The following is a 23,164-nucleotide window of genomic DNA, read 5'->3' on the forward strand; positions in this document are numbered from 1 at the left end:
TCCTAACGGCGGGGGTACGGGTGGGGGGCGGGGTGCGCGGGGGCCTTCGTCACGGCGAGGACGAGGGTGAGGGCCCCGCCGGCGAACACCAGCGGGGGCACCGCGCCCAGCAGGCCCAGCACGGGGGCGTGGGCGAGCGGGAACGTCGGGGCGAAGAGGGTGAGGACCTGGTAGCCCCCCGTCAGGAGCCCGCCCACCGCGACCAGGACGCCGCCGACCATGGCGGTCGTCCGGCGGTCCGGGGCCAGGCGGGGTGCTGCGGCCATCGCCGCGACGCCCAGGGCGATCTCGACGAGTACGAACAGCAGCGAGGGCAGCAGGGACACCAGGGGTGTCAGGTCGGGTGCCGAGATCATCGGGGTCCTTCCGTGGAGGGGGCGGCGTTCGGCTGCCACCGGCCCGGGGCGGCGGGGGGAGCGGGGGGCGCGGGCGGACCCTGCGGCCCGTCCTTGAACTTCCGGGCGCTCAGCACCGCGACCAGCAGCAGGGCCAGGCCGCCCGCGCCGAGGGCGCCGCTGCCGAGGAAGACGGTCTCCATGACGCCGGGGCGGACGGGCAGGAAGCCGGGGTCGAAGAAGGGGTCGGGCGAGAGGAAGAACCTCAGGTAGATCTGCCAGCCGGTCGTGACCAGCCCGGACAGGATCAGCAGCACCCCGCCCGCGGCGGCGGCCCCCTTGCCGGAGGGGGCGCCGAAGGAGCGGATCAGGGCGATGGCGCCGACCACGACGGGCGGCAGACAGGCGAAGAGGAAGGTGGCGATGAGGCCGATCATGTCCGTGTCGTCTCCGGGTCTCGTGGGCGGTCAGCGGGGGGTGTGCGGGGGGCGCGGTCCGTCCTGGCCGGGGCCGCCCGGTCGGGGCCCGGGACCCTGCGGCCCGCCCTGCGGAGGGCCGGTCCGCGGTCCCGCGTGGGGTGCGGGCGCGCCCTGCGGCCCGCCCTGGTACGGCCCGGCCTGGTGCGCGCCCTGCGGGACCCCGTAGGGCGCGTGCTGCGCCGGGACGGCGCGGGGGCGCGGACGGCGCTTGGTCGCGGCGATGGCCACCAGCAGCAGGCCGGTCGCCCGGAGGAGGTCGGAGAGCCCCTCGAGCACGTCGAGGACGATGTTCGCGGTCCGCCCGCCGTTCAGGGCGCTCGCGGCCTCGTGGATCGAGCCGCCCCCGAGGATGAGCACCAGGGTGAGGCCCGAGCCCACCAGCAGCAGGCCGCCGCCGACGACGGTGAGCGCCCGCCGCCCGTAGGGGGCGGTGAACCCGATGACCAGGGCCGCGAGGCTCAGGAGCAGCGAGACCACGGGGAAGACGAGGAAGAGTGGATTGAAGCCCACGGTTCTCCTTCGGGAAGCGGGGTCCGGGGGACGGTCGCGAGGACGGGGCGGTTTCCCCGTGACCTGGTAGACGCCGGATCCGCCACCCCGGTTTCGCATGTCGGGGGGTCTCTACTCTGGTGCCCGGAACGGGCATTGCGCCAGGGTGGTGTCGTGCGTAACATCTCATCGAATCGCTTCGACAACGGACGGGACGGCACCGTGCGGATCTCCGATGTGGCCCGGCACGCCGGTGTGTCGCCCAGCACGGTCTCCTATGTCCTCAGCGGGAAGCGCTCGATCTCCGAGACCACCCGCCGCCGGGTGCTCGACAGCATCGACGCCCTGGGCTACCGCCCGCACGCGGGCGCCCGGTCCCTGGCCAGCCGCCGCAGCAACGTCCTGGCGCTGGTCGTCCCCCTGCGCGAGGACGTGCACGTCCCCGTCGCGATGCGGTTCGCGGTCTCGGTGGTCACCGCCGCCCGCGCCCACGACCACGACGTCCTCCTGCTCACCCAGGGGGAGGGCCCGGCGGGCCTGCACCGGGTGGCGGGCAGCGCCATGGTGGACGGGATCGTCGTCATGGACGTGGAGACCGACGACGCCCGCGTCCCCGTGCTGCGCTCCCTGGACCTGCCCTCGGTCCTCATCGGCGTCCCCGCCGACACCGAGGGCCTGACCTGCGTCGACCTGGACTTCGCGGCGGCGGGCGCCGCCTGCGTGCACCACCTGGCCGACCTGGGGCACCGCGACATCGCCTTCGTCGGCCAGCCCGCCTCGGTGTACGAGCGCCGCACCGGGTTCGCCGAGCGCACCCTCACCGGGTTCGAGGCCGCCGCCCTCGAACGCGGCGTCCGGGCCACCTCCCACCCCTGCGACCCGGCGGGCGCCCGGGAGCTGGTGGCCGGACTGGTCCGGGACCGGCCCGGGCTCACCGGCCTCATCGTCCACAACGAGGCCTCGCTCGCCCCGCTGCTGGACGCTTTCGCCGACCACGGCCGGGTGCCGCCGGAGATCTCCGTGGTCGCCCTGGGGTCGCTGCCGCCGGGGGCGCCGGACCTGACCCGGGTGGAGCTGCCCGCCGAGGAGCTGGGCGCCCGCGCGGTGTCCCTGCTCATGGACCTGATCGACGACCCCGGACGGGCCGAGGTCACCCTGCTGGAGCCGCGGGTCGTCCCGGGCCGGAGCACGGCACCGCCGACGGGCTGACCCCGCCGGGCGCGGGCCGTCCGGCGTTCCGCCGCACGTGTCGTCGAAGCGCTTCGACTGACACGTGCACGAACACACACCGATCGTGACCGCGCCGACCGTGCGGTCCCACCCCCCGACCGGAAGGACGAGACATGTTCAACGAGATCGAGGACGGCGTCGAGTGGCGGGGCGGCCACCAGGTCGTCCGGGTCCGGGCCTGGGGCGCCGACGGCCTGCGCGTCCAGGCCGGGCTGTCCGTCCTGCGGGAGGACCTGCCCGGCGCGCTGGACGCGCCCCCGCCCACCGGTGACGCCCCCCGGCCGACCCTGGACGGCGACCGGGCGCTGCTGGTCAACGGCGCGATCGCCGCCGAGATCGACGCCTCCGGCATGCTCCGCTTCCTGCGGGTGGAGGACGGGGTGCCCGGCGAGGAGCTGCTCGCCGAGGAGCGCGCCCACTTCTGGTGGCCGGGCCCGCGCGTGTACTCCTCCACCGGCAACGGCTACTACCGGATCGAGCAGCGGTTCCGTGCCTACGACGGGGAGCGCCTGTACGGGCTGGGCCAGCACACCCACGGCCTGTTCGACCACAAAGGCGCGGTGGTGGACCTGGTGCAGCGCAACGCGGAGGTGACCGTCCCCTTCGTCGTCTCCTCCCGCGGCTACGGGCTGCTGTGGAACAGCCCGGCGGTGGGCCGGGTGGAGTTCGCCGCCAACGGCACCCGGTGGGCGGCCGACAGCGCCCGCCAGATCGACTACTGGATCACGGCCGGGCCCGAGCCGGCGGCGGTCCTGGAGCGCTACGCCGACGCCACCGGCCACACCCCGATGCTCCCGGAGTTCGCCTCCGGGTTCTGGCAGTGCAAGCTGCGCTACCGCACCCAGGAGGAGCTGCTGGAGGTCGCCCGGGGGTACCGCGACCGGGGGCTCCCGCTGTCGGTCATCGTCGCGGACTTCTTCCACTGGACCCACCTGGGCGACTGGAGGTTCGACCCGGCCGAGTGGCCCGACCCCGCGGCGATGGTCGAGGAGCTGCGGGAGATGGGGGTGGAGCTGATGGTGTCGGTGTGGCCGTCGGTGAGCCCGCTCAGCGAGAACTACAAGCCGATGCTGGCGGCCGGTCACCTGGTGGCCACCGAGCAGGGGCCGCCGGTGCACGCCGACTGGGCCGACAAGGGCGTGGACGCCCACGTGCAGGTGTCGTTCTACGACCCCACCAAGCCGGAGGCCCGCGCCTACCTGTGGGAGCGGATCCGCGAGAACTACCACTCCCTCGGCATCCGGGTGTGGTGGCTGGACGCCTGTGAACCCGAGCTCAAGCCCGGCCACCCCGGCAACCTGCGCTACCACGCGGGCCCGGGCGCCGAGGTCGGCAACATCTACCCCCGCGAGCACGCCCGCGCCTTCCACGAGGGGATGCTCGCCGCGGGCGAGGAGGAGGTGATCACCCTGTGCCGCTCGGCCTGGGCGGGCTCCCAGCGGTACGGGGCGGCCCTGTGGTCGGGGGACATCGCCCCGACCTTCGCGTCCCTGCGGGCCCAGGTCCGCGCCGGGCTGAACGTGGCGATGTCGGGGATCCCCTGGTGGACCACGGACGTCGGCGGGTTCCACGGCGGCGACCAGGACGACCCGGAGTACCGGGAGCTGCTGGTGCGCTGGTTCCAGTACGGGGTGTTCTGCCCGCTGCTGCGGCTGCACGGGTACCGCGAGCCCTTCTCGCACGCCCTGTACCCGGAGATGACGGGCGGCCCCAACGAGGTGTGGTCCTACGGGGAGGAGGTGTACGGGCGGCTGCGGGAGCTGCTGTTCCTGCGCGAGCGGCTGCGCCCCTACGTCATGGAGCAGATGCGCGTCGCCCACGAGCGCGGGCTGCCGCCGATGCGCCCGCTCTTCGTCGACCACCCCGGCGACCCGCGCGCCTGGGAGGTCGGCGACGCCTTCCTGTTCGGCCCGGACCTGCTGGTCGCCCCGGTCACCGAGTACGGGGCCCGCTCGCGGCGCGTGTACCTGCCGCAGGGCACCGACTGGACGGATCCCTGGACGGGGGAGACGCACCCGGGCGGCGCGGAGATCGTCCTGGACGCCCCGCTGGACCGGGCCCCGGTCCTGGTCCGGAAGGGGGCCAAGGTGCCGATCACCGGGTGACCGCCGTCACGTCCGCGCAGGAATTTCCGGCGGGGGTCCCTCGTTGCACCCCGTGTGGGACGGTGCGGTAGAAAGTGTCCCCCGGGCTCAACCGAAGCCTTCACGGAATACCGCGCCCTCGGGCGGCCTCGGAGCCGTGTTGTGCACTCCGCCGTGAGGCGACCGCCGCACCGTCCCGCACAGACGGGGGACGGCCCCGCCGGGCACACGCCCGGCGGGGCCGTCGTCGTTTCCGGGCCGGTCCGCCGGCCCCGGCTCAGCGCACGCCCAGCAGGTGCTCCAGGGCGAGCTGGTCCAGCCGCTCGAAGTGGTAGCCGCGCCCGCCGGCCGCGTCCGCGTCGAACTCCTCGGCCAGCAGTTCCGCCAGGCTCTCGCCCTCGCCCAGCGTGGGCACCGCCAGCTCCGGCACCCGCGACTCCTCCAGGGCCCGGCGGACCTCGGGGTCGGCGCGGAACGCGGCGGCCTTCTCCTTGAGGATCAGGTAGTTGCGCATGCACGCCTCGGCGGACACCCACACGCCGCTCATGTCCTCGGTGCGCGGCGGCTTGAAGTCGAAGTGCCGCGGCCCGGTGTACCCGGCGCCCTCCAGCAGGTCGACCAGGAAGAACGCCTCCTTGACGTCGCCCGCGCCGAACCGCAGGTCCTGGTCGTACTTGACCCCGCGCTGGCCGTTGAGGTCGATGTGGAACAGCTTGCCCGCCCACAGCGCCTGGGCGACCCCGTGCGCGAAGTTCAGCCCGGCCATCTGCTCGTGCCCGACCTCCGGGTTGACCCCCACCATCTCGGGGTGCTCCAGCGAGTTGATGAACGCCAGGGCGTGGCCCACGGTGGGCAGCAGCACGTCGCCGCGCGGCTCGTTGGGCTTGGGCTCGATGGCGAACCGCAGGTCGTAGCCCTGCTCGCGCACGTACCCGCAGAGGATGTCGAACGCCTCGCGCAGCCGGTCCAGCGCGGCGGCGTCGTCCTTGCCCGCCTCGGTCTCGGCGCCGTCCTGGCCGCCCCAGCACACGTACGTGGTGGCGCCCAGGGACGCCGCCAGGTCGATGTTGCGCACGACCTTGCGGATGGCGTGGCGGCGCACGTCGCGGCTGTTGGAGGTGAACCCGCCGTCGCGGAACACCGGGTGGGTGAACAGGTTGGTGGTGACCATGGGCACGGCCAGGCCGGTCTCGTCCAGGGCCCCCCGGAACCGCTTGAGGACCGCCTCGCGCTCGGCGGGTCCGCTGCCGGGCGGGATCAGGTCGTCGTCGTGGAACGTGATGCCGTAGGCGCCCAGCTCCGCGAGCCGGTGCACGGCCTCGACGGGGTCGAGCTCGGGCCGCACGGCGTCGCCGAAGGTGTTGACGCCGCGCCAGCCCACGGTCCACAGCCCGAAGGTGAACCGGTCCTCGGGCGTCGGTCGGTACGCGGTCATGGGAAGCCTCCTGGGGTCGGGGACCTCAGTTTGTCTAGGGTCACAACTAATTGTCAACGGGGTGCCCGCGCAGCACCGCCACACCCCCTCCGGGCAGGTGCATGCCCTCGGCGGACGCCTTGGACACCAGGTCCACCGCGCCGGCGCCCAGCCCCAGCCGGGCCGGGTCGATCCGCACCGACCGGTGCCCGTGGTTGGTGAGGAACACCCACGCCCCCTCCGGCCCCACCCGGCGCACCACGTCCAGCCCCTCCTCGGGGAAGGAGCCCTGCCCGGCGGCCTCGGTGATCACCCGGCCCAGCCCCCGGTCGTTGAGGTGCGCGGACACGTACCAGGCCTCGCCCGCCCCGTACCGGCGCCGCGTCACCGCGGGCAGCCCGTCCAGCGCCCCGCCCGCGTAGGGCGCGACCGTCTCGGCGCCCTCCAGGTGCACGTGCTCGCTCCACAGGGTCACCTCCTCGCGGACCATCCCCACGTCCACCCCGGCCTTCTCGCCCTCGGCCATCGGGTGGAACTCCTCCACCCGCACGCCCAGCAGGTCGCGCAGCATGCCGGGGTGGCCGCCGGTGCGCACCGTCCCGGTGGGGTCGGCGATGCCGCTCAGGTACGTGACCACCAGCGTTCCGCCGTACTCGGTGTAGCGGGCCAGCCGCTCGGCTGCCTGCTCGGACAGCAGGTACAGGGACGGCACCACCAGCAGCGGCACCCGGGGCAGGTCCCGGTCCGGGCGCACGAAGTCCACCGTGCGCCCCGACCGCCACAGCACCCGGTGCACCTGGCGTACCGCCTCCAGGTAGTCGACCCGGTCCGACGGCAGGGTGGTGGCCCGCATCGCCCACCAGCTCTCCGGGTCCCAGGTGACCGCCGCGTCGGCGACCACGTCCGCCCCGGCGGTCTCGGAGATGCGCCCCAGCACGTCGCCCAGCTCGCACACCTCCCGGAAGATCCGCGAGTCCGGGCCGGCGTGCGGCACCATGCCCGAGTACCACTGCTCGGCGCCGCCCCGGGAGGCCCGCCACTGGAAGAACATCGCCCCCCGCGACCCCCGCGCGACGTGCGCCAGGCTGTGCCGGGCGATCTCCCCGGGCGCCTTGGGGCGGATGAGCCCCTTCTCGTAGACCACCCCGGCCGCCTGCTCCATCAGCAGCCACGGCCGGCCGCCCCCGGGGACCCGGTCGGCCCAGGAGCGGGCCAGGTCCCCGGCGAACGCGGTCTGCTCGTCCCCGCCCTCCCCGGCCCGGTCCGGGTAGTCGTCCACCGACACCAGGTCGACGTGCTCGGCCCACCGCCACGGGTCCACCGGCACCCAGTCGCCGAACGCCAGGTTGGTGGTGACCGGCACGTCCGGGGAGGCGGCCCGCAGCACGTCGCGCTGGTCCAGGAAGTGGTCGAGCATCTCGTCGGACAGGAACCGCCGGAAGTCCAGCACGTGCGCCGGGTTGGCCAGGTACTGCGTGGCGCGGGGCGGCAGCACCTCGTCCCAGGAGCCGTACCGCTGGCCCCAGAACTCGGTGGTCCACGCCCGGTTCAGCGCGTCCAGGGTGTCGTGGCGGCGGCGCAGCCAGTCCCGGAACGCGCGGGCGCCGTGCTCGGAGTAGGTCCACGTCCCGTACTCGTTGTGCACGTGCCACATGGCCAGCGCCGGGTGGTGGGCGTAGCGCTCGGCCAGCGCCCGCACGATCCGCACCGAGGCCCGCCGGTAGTCGGGGGAGCACACGTCGTAGGTGTCGCGGCTGCCGTGGGTGAGCCGGACCCCGTCGGCGTTCACGGGCAGGGCGTCGGGGTGGGCCAGCGAGAACCACGGCGGCGGCGACGCGGTGGGGGTGGCCAGCGCCACCTGGACGCCCGCCCCGTGCAGCCGGTCCAGGACCCGGTCCAGCCAAGCGAAGTCGTACTCGCCCTCGCGCGGCTCCAGCCGCGACCAGGCGAACACCCCGACGGTGACCAGGTTGACGCCCGCGCGCCGCATGAGGTCGACGTCCTCGGCGGCCGTCTCCTCCGGCCACTGCTCGGGGTTGTGGTCTCCGCCGAACCACAGCCTCCGGTGGGACAGGACGTGCGGCGGGGTCTGGGCGGCCATGTGGGGGACTCCTTAGGTTGGGCGGACGAACGAAGTATGGCGAGAACCCCCCGCCCTTGGCACCCCCCACCTCCCGGGAGCGACATGTCCCACCCCCGTACGGCCCCCCGCCGCGGCGTCCGAACCCGCCACCCCGCCTCCTCCTGGGAGGACGCCCTGGTCACCGGGGGCGGGCGGGTCGGCGCGCTGGTCCACTCCACCGCCGGCCTGGTCCGCCTCACCCTGGGCCACGAACGCCTCTTCCTGCCGTCCGCCGACGCCCTGCCCGCCCCGGAGACCGCGCGTGTCCTGCCGGAGCTGCGCGCCCTGCTCCTGGCGGGCCGCTCCCGGGAGGCCGCCGAGCGGATCGCCGGGTTCGCGGCCGCCGAGGACCCCGGGTACGCCGAGACCCGGTGGATCGACCCGCTGGTCCCCGCGGCCGTGCTCTCGTTCGCCCCCCGCTCCCCGGCTCCGGGCGACCCGCTGCGGGAGTGCGACTTCGCCACCGGCGTGGTCGCCGAGACCCTGCCGGACGGGACCCGGCACCGGGCGGTGGCCTCCCGGGCGGACGCGGTGGTCGCCGTGGAGCTGACCCGGGCCGCGGGGCTGGACGGGACGCTGCGCCTGGACCCGCCGCAGGGCCCGCCGCCGGTGCGGATGGCCGTGGAGCCCGCCGCGGCCCCGGGCCTGCTGCGGCTGGCCGTCCGCTTCCCGGACCGCCCGGCCGGGGCGCCGGCCGCCGCGCCCGCCGGGTACACGGTCGAGTGCGCGCTCACCGCGGCCGGCGGTACGGTCCGGCCGGTCCCCGGCGGCCTGGAGCTGCGCGGGGTCCGGCGCCTGGAGGCCGTCGTCCGGATCACCGTCGACCCGCCCGGGGACACCCCGGCGGCCCCGCCCGCCCCGCCCGGGGACACCGGGTTCGACCGGGTCCTGGCCCGGCACGCGCCGCTGCACGGCCGCCTCATGGACCGGTTCCGCATCGGGCTGGACGGCCCGCCCGCCGAGGGGACCGCCCCGGCGCACCTGGCCCGGCTGGTGGACGCCGGGCGGTACGCGATCGTGTCGAGCTGCGGCGACCTGCCGCCCACCCTCCAGGGGGTGTGGAGCGGCACCTACGACCCGCCCTGGCGGTCCGGCTACACCTTCAACGGCAACCTGTTCTCCGCGGTGGCCGCCCTGCACGCCACCGGCACCCCCGAGCTGATGACCCCGGTGTTCGACCTGCTGGAGGGCATGCTCGGCGACCTGCGCGAGAACGCCCGCCGCCTGTACGGCTGCCGGGGGATCCTGGTGCCCGCGCACGCCTCCACCTCCGGCCGCCACCAGCACTTCGGCCCGGTGTGGTGCCTGACCTGCTGGACCGCCGGGGCCGCCTGGGCGGGGCGGCTGTACTGGGACCACTACGCCCACACCCGCGACCGGGCCTTCCTGCGCGACCGGGCACTGCCCTTCCTCACCGAGGCGGCCCTGTTCCACGAGGACTTCCTCACCGCCGACGGGTTCGTGCCGTCGTACTCGCCGGAGAACACCCCCGCCGGAGCGGGCGGCCAGGCCTGCGTCAACGCCACCATGGACGTCGCCGCCGTCCGCGACCTGTGCCGCAACCTCATGCGCGCGCACCGGGTCCTGGGCCTGCCCGGCGGGCGGCGGTGGGCCGCCCTGGCCGCCCGCCTGCCCGCGTACCGGGTCGCGCCCGGCGGGGAGCTCGCCGAGTGGGCGGGCCCGGCCGGGCCGCTGGAGCAGGCCGAGGAGCACGCCCACCGGCACGCCTCCCACCTGTACCCGCTCTGGTACGAGCCGGACCCGGCCCTCGCCGCGCCCCGCCTGCGGGCGGCCGCCGCGGCGGCGGTGCGCGCCCGCCTGGACTGGTGGCGGGGCGAGGAGTCCGACGAGATGGCGTTCGGGCTGGTCCAGCTCGGCCTGGCGGCGGCCCGGCTGGGGGAGGCGGAGCAGGCGCACGCGGCCCTGGGGATGCTGGCCTCCCGCTACTGGCGGCCCACCCTGACCCCGACCCACAACCGGGGGGAGCTGTTCAACGTGGACATCGGCGGCGGCCTCCCCGCGGTCGTCGCCGCGATGCTGCTCGGCTCCACCGAGGGCCGCGCCGACCTGCTGCCCGCGCTGCCGGGGACGTGGACCGCGGGCCGGGTGGAGGGGCTGCGCGGCCGGGGCGGGCTCGTCGTCGACGTCCTGGAGTGGGAGCGGGGGCGGGCGCACGCCCGGCTGCGGTCGGCGGAGCCCCGGAGCCTGGTGGTCGCGTTCCCGGACGGGACCCGGAGCCGGGTGGACTGCGGTCCCCGGCAGGCCATTTCGCTGCGATTTCAGACTTTCCTCCATGCCCGCAGTCGAAGCGCTTCGAAAAGTTGCCCCGACCCCTCTTGCCGGGCACCCGAAGGGTATTCACACTGATCGGGAATTGGCGTCCTCCCGGGGCCCGGAATCCCCGGGAGGGCGTGACCCCCCGATTTCAGGAGCCCCGCATGCCCACCCGCCCCCCGAGACCGCCGCACCGGAGGCCCCTCGCCCTCCTGGCCGCCCTGGCCGTGGCCCTACCGCTCGCCGCCGTCGGCGCGGCCGCACCCGCCCCGGCCCTCGCACAGGCCGACTACGAGTGGGACAACGTCCAGATCGCCGGGGGCGGGTTCGTCCCCGGCATCGTGTTCAACGAGTCCGAGCCCGGCCTGGCCTACGCCCGCACCGACATCGGCGGCGCCTACCGCCTGGACCCCGACACCGAGCGCTGGGTCCCCCTGCTCGACTGGGTCGACTGGGACCGGTGGGGGTGGACCGGCGTCGTGTCCATCGCCACCGACCCCGTCGACCCGGACCGCGTCTACGCCGCCGTGGGCACCTACACCAACGACTGGGACCCGAACAACGGCGCGATCCTGCGCTCCGACGACCGGGGGGAGACCTGGGAGGCGACCGAGCTGCCCTTCAAGCTCGGCGGCAACATGCCCGGCCGCGGCCTGGGCGAGCGCCTGGCCGTGGACCCCAACGACAACTCGGTCGTGTACTTCGGCGCCCGGGGCGGCCACGGCCTGTGGCGCAGCACCGACCACGGCGAGACCTGGTCCGAGGTCACCGCCTTCCCCAACCCCGGCGACTACGTGCAGGACCCCGACGACCCCAACGGGCTGCTGGACGACGTCATCGGCGTCACCTGGGTGGCCTTCGACCCCGACACCGGCTCGCCCGGCTCCCCGACGCAGGAGGTCTACGCCGGCGTCGCCGACCTCGACGACCCCCTCTACCGCAGCACCGACGGCGGCCAGACCTGGGAGCCCGTCCCCGGGGCGCCCACCGGGTTCCTGCCCGCGCACGGCGTCCTGGACCACGAGAACGACCGGCTGTACCTGGCCACCACCAGCACCCCCGGGCCCTACGACGGCGACGCCGGGGAGGTGTGGCGGCTCGACACCGGCACCGGCGAGTGGACGGACATCAGTCCGGTGCCCGAGGCGAGCGAGGACTCCTACTTCGGGTACGGCGGGCTGACCGTCGACCGGCAGGACCCGGACACCCTCATGGTCGCCACCCAGATCTCCTGGTGGCCCGACATCCAGATCTTCCGCAGCACCGACGCGGGGGAGACCTGGACGCGGGCCTGGGACTGGGGCGCCTACCCCGAGCGCACCACCCGCTACGAGATGGACATCTCCACCGCGCCCTGGCTGGACTGGGGCGGGCAGGGCACCCCGCCCGAGACCCAGCCCAAGCTGGGCTGGATGACCCAGGCGATGGCCATCGACCCGTTCGACTCGGACCGGTTCCTGTACGGCACCGGCGCCACCGTGTACGGCTCCGACGAGCTGACGAACTGGGACACGGACACGCCCTTCACCATCGAGGTGAAGGCGCACGGCATCGAGGAGACCGCGGTCAACGACCTGGTCAGCCCGCCGGGCGACGGGGCGCCGCTGCACTCGGCCCTGCTCGACCTGGGCGGGTTCACCCACGAGGACCCCGGCACCGTCCCGGACCGGATGTTCCAGCAGCCCTCGTGGGACCACGGCTCCTCGCTCGACTTCGCCGAGCTGTCGCCCGACACGCTGGTGCGCACCGGCGGCGCCGACGGGGTCGGCTCCATCGGGATCTCCACCAGCGGGGGCGACTCCTGGTGGGCGGGCCAGGCGCCGGGCGGGGTCACCGGCGGCGGCACCGTCGCGGTCAACGCCGACGGCTCCCGGATCGTCTGGAGCCCGGAGGGGACCGGCGTCCACGCGTCCACGACCCTGGGATCGTCCTGGAGCCCGTCCTCCGGCGTCCCGGCGGGCGCCCGGGTGGAGGCGGACCGGGTGGACCCGGACGTGTTCTACGCGGTCTCCGGCGGCACCTTCTACACCAGCACCGACGGCGGGGCCACGTTCGAGGCCCGGTTCGACGGGCTGCCCGCCGAGGGGAACATCCGCTTCGGCGCGGTGCCCGGGCACACCGGCGACGTGTGGGTCGCCGGCGGCACCGGCGACCACTACGGGATGTGGCGCACCACCGACGCGGGGGAGATCTTCGCGGCGGTCGCGGGGGTCGACGAGGGCGACTCGGTGGGCTTCGGCGCGCCCGCGCCCGGCGCCGACTACCCGGCGGTGTACACCAGCTCCAGGATCGACGGCGTGCGCGGGATCTTCCGGTCCGACGACGCCGGGGAGACCTGGGTGCGCATCAACGACGACCGCCACCAGTGGGCCTGGACCGGCGCGGCGATCACCGGCGACCCCGACGTGTACGGGCGCGTCTACATCGGCACCAACGGCCGCGGGATCGTCTACGGGGACCCCGCCGGCGGCGGCCCGGACCCGCAGCCGAGTGAGGAGCCCACGGAGGAGCCCACCGGAGAGCCCACGGGGCAGCCGACCGAGCCCGGCACCGCCGACTGCACGTGGCACTACTCGGTCGACAACACCTGGCCGGGGGGTTTCCAGGCCCGGGTCACCGTGACCAACACGGGCTCGGAGGAGGTGGACGGCTGGGACCTGGCCTGGGACTTCACCGCGGGCGAGGAGATCACCAGCCTGTGGAACGCCACCCACCGCCAGGACGGCGCGTCCGTGGTCGTCTCCGACTCCGGCTGGAACGCCCGGATCCCGGCCGGGGAGTCCGTGACGGTCGGGTTCAACGGGTTCGCCGACGGCGAACCCGGCACCCCCGAGGCCCTGAGCCTCAACGGCTCCCCCTGCGACTGAGGCCGGCGGCGGGCCCGGTCGGCCGGTGGGGGCCGACCGGACCCGCCCCGTCGGGGTTCTGGAGCCCCGCGTCGGCGGGGCCGCGGCCCCGGGCCGTCCGCCGAGGGCCTTCCGCCCCTCGACGGACGGCCCGGAGCCCGGCGGAGACCCGGAGACCACACCCCGACCCGGGACCGCCCGCGGTGTCAATGACGACGGAGCAGCCGCGCGAATGATCAACAGATGTACATCAGGTACATTGGTGGTATGGGCGAACCAGTGACCGCGACCATGTCCGAGGTGAGACGGCATCTCGCCGACACGATCGACCGCGCGCGCCACGATCACACACCGACCTTCATCACCCAGCGGGGCAGGACCACGGCCGTCCTCATCGACGCCGACGAGTACAGGCGGCTGCTCGCCATCGAGGAGGCCGCCGAGGCCGAATGGCTCAACCGTCTGGCGGACGAAGCCGAGCGGGAAGGGCGCGAGCCCTCCGTTTCGCTGGAGGAGATGGCCCGTGACCTCGCCCGGAGGGAGGAGTGAACCGGCATGTCACACGCTTCACCGCAGCCGCTCAACGCCAGATGCGGCGGATACCCCGCAGCGAAGCGGTAAGGATCCTGCACCGGCTGGCCGAGTTGCAGAACGCTCTCGACGAAGGCGACACAGGTGCCTTCGACATCAAGCCTCTGAGCGGGCACCAGGGCCGATGGCGTCTGCGGGTCGGCGACTACCGGGTCGTCTACGCCATCGACAAGGACGATGACGGACAGCCGATCATCTGGGTGTGGGTCCTCGGGGTCGGCGACCGGCGGGACATCTACGACCGGAACAGGTGACCGGACCCGGTGGACCGGGTCCGATCACGGCGTTCCGGCACCTCAGCCCTTGACGGCGCCGATGATGACCCCCTTGGTGAAGTGCTTCTGCACCAGCGGGTAGATCACCGTCACCGGCACCAGCGCGACCACCACGATCGCCATCTGCACCGCCAGGTTGGGCGCCGAGGCGGTGCCCTGCACGGCGTCGCCGATCAGCGAGCTGGAGTTCAGCTGCTGCCCCTGCTGCACGTACTGGCGCAGGATCAGCTGCAACGGCCACTTGGCGTTGTCGTTGAGGTACAGGATCGCGTTGAAGAACGCGTTCCAGTACCCCACCGCGTAGAACAGGCCCACCACCGCCGTGACCCCCTTGGACATCGGCAGCACCAGGCGGGTGAGGATCGTCCACTCCCCGGCCCCGTCCATCCGGGCGCTGTCGGCGATCTCCCGGGGCAGGTTCATGAAGAACGCCCGCATCACCACCAGGTTGAACGCGTTCACCGCTGTGGGCAGGATCAGGGAGGCGTAGGAGTCGATCATCCCGAGATCGCTGACCAGCAGGTACAGCGGGATCATCCCGGGCGCGAACAGGAACGTCAGCAGCACCGCGAACAGCAGCGGCCGGTGCAGCAGGGACCCCGGCCGGGACAGCCCGTAGGCGGCCAGGACCGTCGCCGCCAGGCTCACCAGGGTGCCCACCGCGGTCACGCCCAGGCTCACCAGCACCGCCCGGGTGACCACGCCCCCCGAGAACAGGTCGGCGTACGCCTGGAACGAGATCCCACTGGGAACCAGCACCAGGCCGCCCGCGGCGGTGACCGCGGAGGCGGGCGACAGGCTGGTGAGGACCACGACGTAGATCGGCAGCAGGATGACGACCGCGACGGCCGCCAGGACCGTGTTCTTCGCGGCGCGGGCGGGCAGGGACGGCCGTTCCGCCCAGACCGGGCGGCTCTCGAACAGTGTGCTCATGCGCGCTTGTACACCCCGTGTTCGCCCATCAGGTGGGCCATCTTGTTGGCGACCAGGATCAGTACGAGTCCGACGACCCCCTTGAGCAGCCCCGCCGCGGCACCCGCGCTGAAGTTCCCCGTGACGAGCGTCTGATGGTAGACGAACGTGTCCATGACCTCCGACACCCCCGACCCGAAGGCGTCCCGTTGCAGGTAGAACTGCTCGAAGCCGACGTTGAGGATGTCGCCGAGCTTGAGGATGAGCAGCAGCACGATGACCGGCCGCAGCCCGGGCAGCGTGATGTGCCACATCCGCCGCCACCGGTTCGCCCCGTCCACGGCCGCCGACTCGTAGAGGTTCTGGTCGATGGCGGCCAGCGCGGCGAGGAAGATGATCGTGCCCCAGCCGGCGTCCTTCCAGACCATCTGGGAGGTCACGACCAGCAGGAACGCGTCGGGGTCGGTCATCATGTCCAGCGGTGCGTACCCGGCGCCCCGCAGGGCCTGGGAGATGAGCCCGGCCCCGCCCAGGATCTGCTGGAACAGGGTCACCACCAGCACCCACGAGAAGAAGTGCGGCATGTACACGATGCTCTGGAGCACCAGCCGCAGTCGGCGGGTGAGCACGCTGTCGAGCAGGATCGCGAGCGCGATCGGCACCGGGAAGAAGAACACCAGCTGGACGGCGGCGATGACCAGCGTGTTGCCCACCGCGTTCCAGAACCGGGGGTCGGTGAACAGCCGCTCGAACTGGTAGAAGCCCACCCAGGGGCTGCCCAGGACCCCGTCCCACGGGTTGTACTGCTGGAACGCGATGATGTTCCCGAAGGTGGGGACGTAGTGGAACACCGCGAGCAGGCCGATCGCGGGCAGCGTCATCAGCAGCAGGGCGCGGTCGCGCCGCCACCGGGCCCGCAGGGACGGCCCCCGCCCCGGGCGGGCCGCCCGCCGCCGGGCGGGCGGCGCGGGGTCCCGGTCCGGGGCGGGGGCGACCGCGGTCGACCGCTCAGTCACGGCCGTGCTCCTGGAGGACGCCGAGGTAGAACTCCCGTCCCTCGTCCCCGCCGTCGCGTCGCCAGTCCGCGACGGCCTGGTCGAGCGCGCTCAGGTCCTCCCGGCCGCGGATGATGTCCTCCACCCGGTCGGTGAGCGGGGTCTCGGCCCCGGCGAACCGCTCGGGCCGCTGGATGCGGATGCCCGCGAACGGGTCGTCCTCGGAGAACTGCGCCGCGTGGTTGTACCAGTCGGTCTTCCACTGCACGAAGTCCGGGTACTGGCTCTCGGTGATCGCCGGGGGCCGGCCGCTGATGAAGTAGTAGCCGTCGTTGACCTCGCCCGCGCCCAGGTCGGTGAGCTGCGGTGCGCCGTCGTCGTCCAGCTCGTGGTGGGTCCCCTCGGCGCCGTAGCGGTAGTCCATGTACTCGCGGGTGCCGAACGGCGCCGCGCAGAAGTTCATGACGCCCAGCAGCTCCTCGATCTGCTCGGGCTCCATGCCCTTGCGGACGAAGACCGACTGCGCGGAGGGGTCGGACCGGTGCATGACCGGGTCGTTGCCGTTGGCGCCGAAGACCGGCATGAGGTCCAGGCGGAAGTCCGGGGAGTCGCCGAGCATCTGGCCGTACGCCTCGTGCCAGGCGCCGATGCCGTCCTGGTTGAACACGATCCGGCCGGAGTTGAGCAGCTCCTTGGAGTTGTCGCCCAGGGCGACGATGTCGGGGTGGACCAGCCCGGCGTCGAAGATCCTGCGCATGAACTCGATGCTCGCCCGCCACTCGTCGGTCTCGAACATGTGCGTCAGCTCGCCGTTCGCGTAGCGCCACTGCTTGGGCGCCCCGAAGACCTGCCGCATGCTGAGGTTGAAGTCGCCGAACGCCCACCGGCCGTTGTCGGGGTCGTTGATCTCCTCGCCGATGGCGAAGAGGTCGTCCGGGCTGGTGGGCGGCTCCAGGCCGTACTCCTCCAGCAGGTCGCGCCGGTACAGCACCCAGTTGCCGAACGGCTCGGCGGGCCAGGGCACGCCCTGGAGGCGCTCGTTGAACACGTTCCAGCGCCAGGCGTCGCCGTCCAGGTTGGCCAGCAGCGGGTAGGCGGCGGCCGCGTCGCCCGCCAGGTACGGGGTCAGGTCCTCGAACAGCTCGCCGACGGCCCGGTTGAACTGCGGCATCAGGTTGATGACCCAGTCCGGGAACATGGTGAGGTCGGCGACGTCGCGCCCGGCGACCACCGCGTTCATCTTGTCGATGACGGTGTTGCCGTCCTGGAAGTTGAACTCGATGGTGGTGCCCAGGCGGCCGTTGACGTGGTCGAAGAAGGAGTTGTTCCCCAGGCCGGGCGGCAGGGGGCTCCACAGCGGGGTCATCGCGGTGTAGCTCCCGCCCCGGCCGGGGGGCTCGGGGACGGCCTGGACGAACTCGGTGGGGTAGGACGTGAAGCCGTCGGGGGCGCCGTGCATCCCCTCGATGTCGGGGACGACCCCCTCGAAGGGGATGTGGGTGGGGATGAGGGAGTCGAGGGAGCCGGCCTCGGCCGCGGAGCCGCTGCCCGCCCCGCCGCCCCCGGAGGAGCAGGAGGTGAGGACGGCGGGGGACAGCGCGGCGAGCGCGCCTGCGCCGGCGAGCCCGAGGAAGCGGCGGCGGGACGGGGGAGGGGGGCGGAGGGGCATAGCGTCGTTCCTTCGTGCGGTCGGAGCCGCATGGTCCGGGGGGTAGGAAACGAGCGGCCATTTTGCTATGAATTGTTCGGCCGTTGGAAAAAGCAAGTTAGTCCACTGTGATCTGCTGCACAAGGGTTCTGCGGCGAACGAAGTCGAAGCGTTTCGATTTCGGTGGACATTGGCACCCACGAGGGACGGAAGCCCCATGAGCGACCCGGTCACAGACCCCGTGCACACCGACCCGTCCCGGACGGACGGGGAGCGCCTGGCGGCCCTGGTCGCCGCGCTCACCACCGAGGAGCGGATCGGGCTGCTGCACCAGTACCAGGCACCCGTCCCCCGGCTGGGGCTGGCCGGGTTCCGCACCGGGACCGAGGCCCTGCACGGCCTCGCCTGGCTGGGCACCGCCACCGTGTTCCCCCAGGCCCTGGGACTGGCCGCGACCTGGGACCCGGAGCTGGTGCGCCGGGTCGGCGAGGCCGTCGCCGACGAGGTCCTGGCCGCCCGCGACCGCGGCGCCGGGCGCAACGTCTGGGCGCCGGTGGTCAACCCGCTGCGCGACCCCCGCTGGGGCCGCAACGAGGAGGGGTGGTCGGAGGACCCCTGGCTCACCGGGCTGCTGGCCACCGCCTACGCCCGGGGGCTGGCCGGGGACGGACCCCGGCTGCGCACCGCGCCCACCCTCAAGCACTTCCTCGGCTACAACAACGAGACCGACCGCTGCACCACCTCCAGCGGCCTGCCGCCGCGGGTGCTGCACGAGTACGAGCTGCCCGCCCACCTGCCCGCCCTGCGCGCGGGCGCGGCCGTCGCGGTGATGCCCTCCTACAACCTGGTCAACGGCAGGCCCGCCCACCTGAGCCCGCTGATCGGGGACGTGCTGCGCGCGGCCGCCCCCGACGACCTGCTCGTGGTCAGCGACGCCATGGCCCCCGGCAACCTGTTCGGCCTCCAGGGCTTCCACCCCGACGGCCCCACCGCCTACGCCCACGCCGTACGGGCCGGGCTGGACTCCTTCACCCAGGACGACGACCGCCCCGAGGCCACCCTGGACCACCTGCGGGAGGCGCTGCGGCGCGGGCTGCTCACCGACGCGGACCTGGAACGGGCGGTCCGCCACGTGCTCTCGGTGCGGCTGCGCCTGGGCGAGTTCGACCCCGGCCCCGCCCCCGAGGGCTCCCTGGACACCCCCGCCCACCGGGCCCTGGCCCGGGAGGCGGCCACCCGCTCCCTGGTCCTGCTCCGCAACGAGGGCGGGGTGCTGCCCCTGCGGGACGTGCGCCGGGTCGCGGTCCTGGGCCCGCTCGCCGACACCGTCCTGACGGACTGGTACAGCGGGACCCCGCCCTACACGGTCACCGCGAGGGAGGGCCTCGCCGAGCGCGTCGAGGTCGTCCACCACGACGGCGCCGACCGGATCCGGCTGACCTCGCTGGTGACGGCGGTCGCCGAACCCCGGTCCGGGGAACCGCTGCGCCTGGACGGGGGAGAGGGCGACGTGTTCGCCCTGCTGGACTGGGGCGGCGGGGCGTTCACCCTGCGCTCGGAGCGCACCGGCCTGCACCTGGACGAGGGCCCCGACGGGACCCTGGCCTGCACCGCCCCCGGGCCGGGCGGCTGGGAGGTGCGCCAGACCCTGCGCCTGGAGGCGGCCAACCCGGCCGGCGGCCCCGAGGGCCCCTACCACCTGGTCCAGGTCCACACGGGGCGGCGGGTCGGCGTCCGCGCGGACGGGGTCCTGGCCCTGGTGGAGGAACCCGACGGCTGCCCGTTCTGGATCGACCGGGTGTCCTCCGGAGCGCTGGAGGCTGCCCGGGCCGCGGCCGCCGCCGACGTCGCCGTGGTGGTCGTCGGCGACCACCCCATGGTCAACGGGCGCGAGACGGAGGACCGCGCCGACCTGGAGCTCCCCGCCGCCCAGCGGCACCTGGTCCGCATGGTGCGCTCGGCCAACCCCGCCTCGGTGCTGGTGATCAGCAGCGGCTGCCCCTTCGCGGTCACCTGGGCCGCCGAGAACGTCCCCGCGGTCCTGTGGTCGGCGCACGGCGGGCAGGAGTACGGCCGCGCCCTGGCCGACGTCCTGTTCGGCGACGCCGAACCGTCCGGGCGGCTCACCCAGACCTGGTACCGGTCCGCCGACGACCTGCCCGGCCTCCTCGACTACGACGTCATCGGGTCCGGGGCCACCTACCTGTACTTCGAGGGCGACCCCCTGTACCCGTTCGGCCACGGGCTGGGGTACGCCGAACCCGTCTACGGGGAGCCGGAGGCGGTCGTCGACGGCGGCCGGGTGACCGTGCGGGTGCCGGTGGCCAACCCGGGCGACCGGCCGCTGGAGGAGGTCGTCCAGGTCTACACACGCCAGCTCGCCTCCCGGGTGCGGGTCCCGGTGCGGGCGCTGCGGGGCTTCGCCCGGCTGCGGCTGGGACCGGGGGAGGAGGCCGTCGCCGAGATCGGGTTCGACGCCGCCGACCTGGCCCGCTGGGACACCGTCCGCGAGCGCTTCACCGTGGAGGACGCCCCCCGCGAGGTCCTGGTGGGGCGCTCGGCCGCCGACATCCGGGGGACCGCGCCCCTGGACGTCCCGGGTGAGCCGCCCGCGGTCCGCCGCGGCACCTGGTCGGCGGCCGGGTACGAGGAGCAGCGCGGCACCGCCCTGTGCCCGCTCACCCCCGAACGCGGCGATGCCGTGCGCTTCACGGAGCCCGGTGCCCGCCTGCTGTTCCGCGACACGGACCTCACCGGGGCGAGCGGCATCCGGGTGCTCGCCAACGCCGACCGGGACACCGAGCTGCGGGTGCACCTGGACGGCCCGGACACCGGGCCCGCGGCGGTGCTGCGCGTCCCGGCGGGCACGGGCCCCCACGACTTCGCCGAGGCCGTGGCCGTCCTCGCGCCGGGCACCGCCGGGGTCCGCGACCTGTACCTGGTCTGCGAGGTCCCCGGGGCCGCCGTGGCTACCGTCACCCTGGACTGACGCGCGGCGCCCCGCCGGGGCGCCGCGCGGACACCCGTGGGCGTCAGCCGGTGACGTACACCTTCTCGATCCACGGGGGAGGGTCCGGCGGGGCGTCGCCGATCAGCGCCGCGACCACCCGGGCCGCCGAGGGCTCGGACGGCCACGGCGTGTACCCGTCGGTGAGCACGATGACCACCTGCGGGCGCTGCGGGGCGCGCAGCGCCGCCTCGATGCCCACCCGCATGTCGGTCCCGCCGCCGCCGAGCAGCTCCACCTGGTCGGCGGAGGTCACCCGGCGGACCACCTGCACGTCGGCGTCGCAGGACAGCACCGCCACCCGCTCCTTGCCGACGCCCACCTCCTTGAGCACGCCGGAGACCTCGGCCAGGGCCGCCGCCAGGTCGTCCTCGGACATGGAGCCGGAGGTGTCCACCACCACCGCCACCCGCGGCATCGGGCGGCGCAGGCTCGGCAGGATCACCCCGCGCATCGCCCCGCTGCGCCGCGAGGGCCGCGCGTAGGTGTAGTCCACCGCGCCCCCGGCCCAGGCCAGGGCCTCGCGCACCGCGCCTGCCAGCACCCGGCGCCAGTCCACGGTGGGCTGGAGGATCTCCTCCGCCCACCGCTTCCAGCCCCCGGGCAGGGACCCCCGGGTGCGCTGGTGGGAGCGCATCGCCTCGGCGGTGGACCGGCGCAGCGCCCCCGCCTCCACGTCGCCGACCCCGCCCGCGGGTCCGGGCTCCTCCCAGGGGCGCCCCACGCCGTGCGCGCCCGACCCGCAGTCGTGGCTCCTGACGTCTTCGGGCAGCAGCCGCAGGTACGCCTCGAACATCAGCCCCTCGGGCATCCCGAACCGCTGGGGGCTCATCGTCCCCTCGGGCAGCGGCAGCCCGTCGGCGAGGATGTCGTCGTTGATCTCGCAGTCCTGGGCGATGTTGACCCGCATGTGGTCGCGCTGCTCCGCGGCGGGCAGCCGGTCGCTGCGCCCGTGGTGGTCGCGCAGCAGGTGGGACACCTCGTGGACCCACACGCCCGCCAGCTCCGGGACGGGGGTGCGCGCCACGAACTCCGGCGACACGTAGCAACGCCACCGGCGGTCCACCCCCATCGTGGGAACCTGCCGGGTCTCCACGACGGTCAGCGAGTACAGTGCCGCCGCCAGGTAGGGGCGGTCCTGGGCGGCCCGGTACCGGGCCGCCAGCAGTTTGGTCCGGTCCAGCCGGACCACGTCCTCCCCGGTCTCCACCGGGTCAGCTCCCCGGCAGGGCGCCGGACAGCCGCAGCAGGTCCACGAACGCGTCGATGTCCTCGGGCACCGGCCAGGCCGGGTCGCGCATCATCGCCAGGTCGGTGGCAGCGCGGGCGGCCACGTCGGGCACCCCCGCCTCCACGGCCTTGGCCAGCACCTGCCAGCCCGCCTCCCAGCGGCGCCGGGTCGGCTCGCTGCGCACCGCCGACACCACCGCGGTCAGGAACGCCAGCTGGCGGTCGCCCCGCTCGGGGAGCGCGAACGCCTTGGGGTCGGCGAGCACCCGGTTCGGGTCGGGCAGGTCGAGCTGCTCCATGTACGACAGCAGCTCCAGGCCCGCCCCGTCGCCGATGGCGCCGACCACCGCCTCCGAGAGCGCCTGCCGGGAGGCGCCGGCGGCGCCCCCGGTGGCCAGCAGCCGCAGCACCATCTCCCAGGTGCGCGGCGAGGGCCAGGCGCCGCCCCGCCCCTCCGCGCTCTCGGGGAGGCTGTGCGCCAGGCCCGGACGGGCGGTGAGGAAGCCGGACACCACACCGCGGGCCTGGGCGATCGCCGTGGACACCCGGTCCGGGGCGACCAGCGGCATCGACGCGGCGGGCCACACCCCGGTCATGCCGCGGGCCACGGTGCGGGGGTCGTGGGTCCAGCGCAGGTGCACGAACCGGTTGGCCAGCGGCGGGGCCAGGTGCCAGCCGTCGGCGGCGCTGGAGGGCGGGTTGGCCGCGGCCACGATCCGCACCGCCGGGGGCAGCTCCAGGCTCCCGACCCGGCGTTCGAGGACCACCCGCAGCAGGGCGGCCTGCACGGCGGGCGGAGCCGAGGACAGCTCGTCGAAGAACAGCAGCCCGGTGCCCCGCGCGGCCAGCCGCACCGCCCACGCCGGGGGCGCCATGGGCACCCCGTCGCGGGCCGGGTCGTCGCCGACCACGGGCAGGCCGGAGAAGTCGGAGGGCTCGTGGACGCTGGCGATCACGGTCTCCAGCGGCAGCCCCAGCTCCAGGGCGAGGCGCTCCAGCCCGGCGGACTTGCCGATGCCGGGCTCCCCCCACAGCAGGACGGGCAGGTTGGCGGTGACCGCCAGGGCCAGTGCCTCCAGCTGGGGGTTCTCGGCGGGCTCGGACCGCCGGTCGAGGAGCTGCCGGGTGAGGTCGTCGGCGGCCGCGAGCGGCGCCGGTGTGTCGGTGATGGTCACGTCTTCTTCCGATGGTCGTCGGGGGCTCGGAGTTCGCACCGCGGTTCCTCCCGCGCTC

Annotated in this window: 17 protein-coding genes; 7 read left to right on the top strand and 10 right to left on the bottom strand. The window is 74.4% G+C overall.

The window, feature by feature from the left end:
- Positions 1–2 precede the first annotated feature (2 nt).
- From K1J57_RS11805 to K1J57_RS11815, 3 genes are read right to left on the bottom strand one after another with little or no spacing between them, the layout of a single operon-like run.
- Positions 3–356, bottom strand: a complete 354-nt coding sequence (locus tag K1J57_RS11805) for a hypothetical protein (RefSeq protein WP_220564488.1) — start codon at positions 354–356, stop codon at positions 3–5.
- On the bottom strand, positions 353–772 hold the full coding sequence (locus K1J57_RS11810) for a hypothetical protein (RefSeq protein WP_220564489.1): 420 nt from the start codon (positions 770–772) through the stop codon (positions 353–355). The genes K1J57_RS11805 and K1J57_RS11810 overlap by 4 nt, the downstream gene beginning before the upstream one ends.
- Before the next feature lie 30 nt (positions 773–802).
- Entirely contained in the window at positions 803–1,324 is a 522-nt protein-coding gene (locus K1J57_RS11815; RefSeq protein WP_220564490.1) for a hypothetical protein, read from the bottom strand.
- 201 nt (positions 1,325–1,525) lie between these two features.
- On the opposite strand from K1J57_RS11815, the gene K1J57_RS11820 reads away from it, so the two are divergent.
- A complete protein-coding gene (locus K1J57_RS11820) occupies positions 1,526–2,512 on the top strand; it encodes a LacI family DNA-binding transcriptional regulator (RefSeq protein ID WP_220565470.1) in 987 nt (328 codons plus the stop codon).
- Between the two features lie 134 nt (positions 2,513–2,646).
- Complete coding sequence (locus K1J57_RS11825; RefSeq protein WP_220564491.1) at positions 2,647–4,638, top strand: TIM-barrel domain-containing protein; 1,992 nt, start codon at positions 2,647–2,649, stop codon at positions 4,636–4,638.
- Between the two features lie 256 nt (positions 4,639–4,894).
- On the opposite strand, the gene xylA is transcribed toward K1J57_RS11825, so the two are convergent.
- On the bottom strand, positions 4,895–6,052 hold the full coding sequence (gene xylA / locus K1J57_RS11830; RefSeq protein WP_220564492.1) for a xylose isomerase: 1,158 nt from the start codon (positions 6,050–6,052) through the stop codon (positions 4,895–4,897).
- A gap of 46 nt (positions 6,053–6,098) precedes the next feature.
- The gene (locus K1J57_RS11835) at positions 6,099–8,132 is read right to left on the bottom strand and encodes a beta-galactosidase (RefSeq protein WP_220564493.1); all 2,034 of its coding nucleotides are present in this window, start codon (positions 8,130–8,132) and stop codon (positions 6,099–6,101) included.
- Between the two features lie 84 nt (positions 8,133–8,216).
- Between K1J57_RS11835 and K1J57_RS11840 the strand changes: the two genes are divergently transcribed.
- The 4 genes from K1J57_RS11840 to K1J57_RS11855 all read left to right on the top strand — a co-directional run bounded on the left by K1J57_RS11840 (position 8,217) and on the right by K1J57_RS11855 (position 14,118).
- Positions 8,217–10,520: a glycoside hydrolase N-terminal domain-containing protein gene (locus tag K1J57_RS11840; protein WP_220564494.1), complete on the top strand. Its 2,304-nt coding sequence runs from the start codon at positions 8,217–8,219 to the stop codon at positions 10,518–10,520.
- Between the two features lie 71 nt (positions 10,521–10,591).
- Entirely contained in the window at positions 10,592–13,294 is a 2,703-nt protein-coding gene (locus K1J57_RS11845; RefSeq protein ID WP_220564495.1) for a cellulose binding domain-containing protein, read from the top strand.
- 246 nt (positions 13,295–13,540) lie between these two features.
- Positions 13,541–13,822: a type II toxin-antitoxin system Phd/YefM family antitoxin gene (locus tag K1J57_RS11850; RefSeq protein ID WP_255646982.1), complete on the top strand. Its 282-nt coding sequence runs from the start codon at positions 13,541–13,543 to the stop codon at positions 13,820–13,822.
- Positions 13,823–13,863: 41 nt separating this feature from the next.
- Positions 13,864–14,118 carry a type II toxin-antitoxin system RelE/ParE family toxin gene (locus K1J57_RS11855; protein WP_255646984.1) on the top strand — a complete coding sequence of 85 codons (255 nt, stop codon included), beginning with the start codon at positions 13,864–13,866 and terminating at the stop codon, positions 14,116–14,118.
- 42 nt (positions 14,119–14,160) lie between these two features.
- Here the strand turns inward: K1J57_RS11855 and K1J57_RS11860 are convergent, their stop codons facing one another.
- The 3 genes from K1J57_RS11860 to K1J57_RS11870 are packed head-to-tail and all read right to left on the bottom strand — an operon-like array spanning position 14,161 to position 17,715.
- The gene (locus K1J57_RS11860; RefSeq protein ID WP_220564498.1) at positions 14,161–15,072 is read right to left on the bottom strand and encodes a carbohydrate ABC transporter permease; all 912 of its coding nucleotides are present in this window, start codon (positions 15,070–15,072) and stop codon (positions 14,161–14,163) included.
- Positions 15,069–16,067 (bottom strand): sugar ABC transporter permease, encoded by a 999-nt coding sequence (locus tag K1J57_RS11865; protein WP_255646985.1) that lies wholly within the window; start codon positions 16,065–16,067, stop codon positions 15,069–15,071. Before K1J57_RS11865 ends, K1J57_RS11860 begins: the two co-directional genes overlap by 4 nt.
- Positions 16,060–17,715 (bottom strand): extracellular solute-binding protein, encoded by a 1,656-nt coding sequence (locus K1J57_RS11870; RefSeq protein WP_220564499.1) that lies wholly within the window; start codon positions 17,713–17,715, stop codon positions 16,060–16,062. The genes K1J57_RS11865 and K1J57_RS11870 overlap by 8 nt, the downstream gene beginning before the upstream one ends.
- Before the next feature lie 196 nt (positions 17,716–17,911).
- Between K1J57_RS11870 and K1J57_RS11875 the strand changes: the two genes are divergently transcribed.
- Positions 17,912–20,683, top strand: coding sequence for a glycoside hydrolase family 3 protein (locus tag K1J57_RS11875; protein ID WP_220564500.1), 2,772 nt, complete (start codon positions 17,912–17,914; stop codon positions 20,681–20,683).
- 43 nt (positions 20,684–20,726) lie between these two features.
- Here K1J57_RS11875 and K1J57_RS11880 read toward each other — a convergent pair whose 3' ends face one another.
- The gene (locus K1J57_RS11880; protein WP_255646986.1) at positions 20,727–21,911 is read right to left on the bottom strand and encodes a VWA-like domain-containing protein; all 1,185 of its coding nucleotides are present in this window, start codon (positions 21,909–21,911) and stop codon (positions 20,727–20,729) included.
- A 4-nt stretch (positions 21,912–21,915) separates the two neighbouring features.
- The gene (locus K1J57_RS11885) at positions 21,916–23,106 is read right to left on the bottom strand and encodes an AAA family ATPase (protein ID WP_255646987.1); all 1,191 of its coding nucleotides are present in this window, start codon (positions 23,104–23,106) and stop codon (positions 21,916–21,918) included.
- Positions 23,107–23,164: the final 58 nt, after the last annotated feature.

The sequence above is a fragment of the Nocardiopsis sp. MT53 genome (genome assembly GCF_019598965.1).
GTDB lineage: Bacteria > Actinomycetota > Actinomycetes > Streptosporangiales > Streptosporangiaceae > Nocardiopsis > Nocardiopsis changdeensis.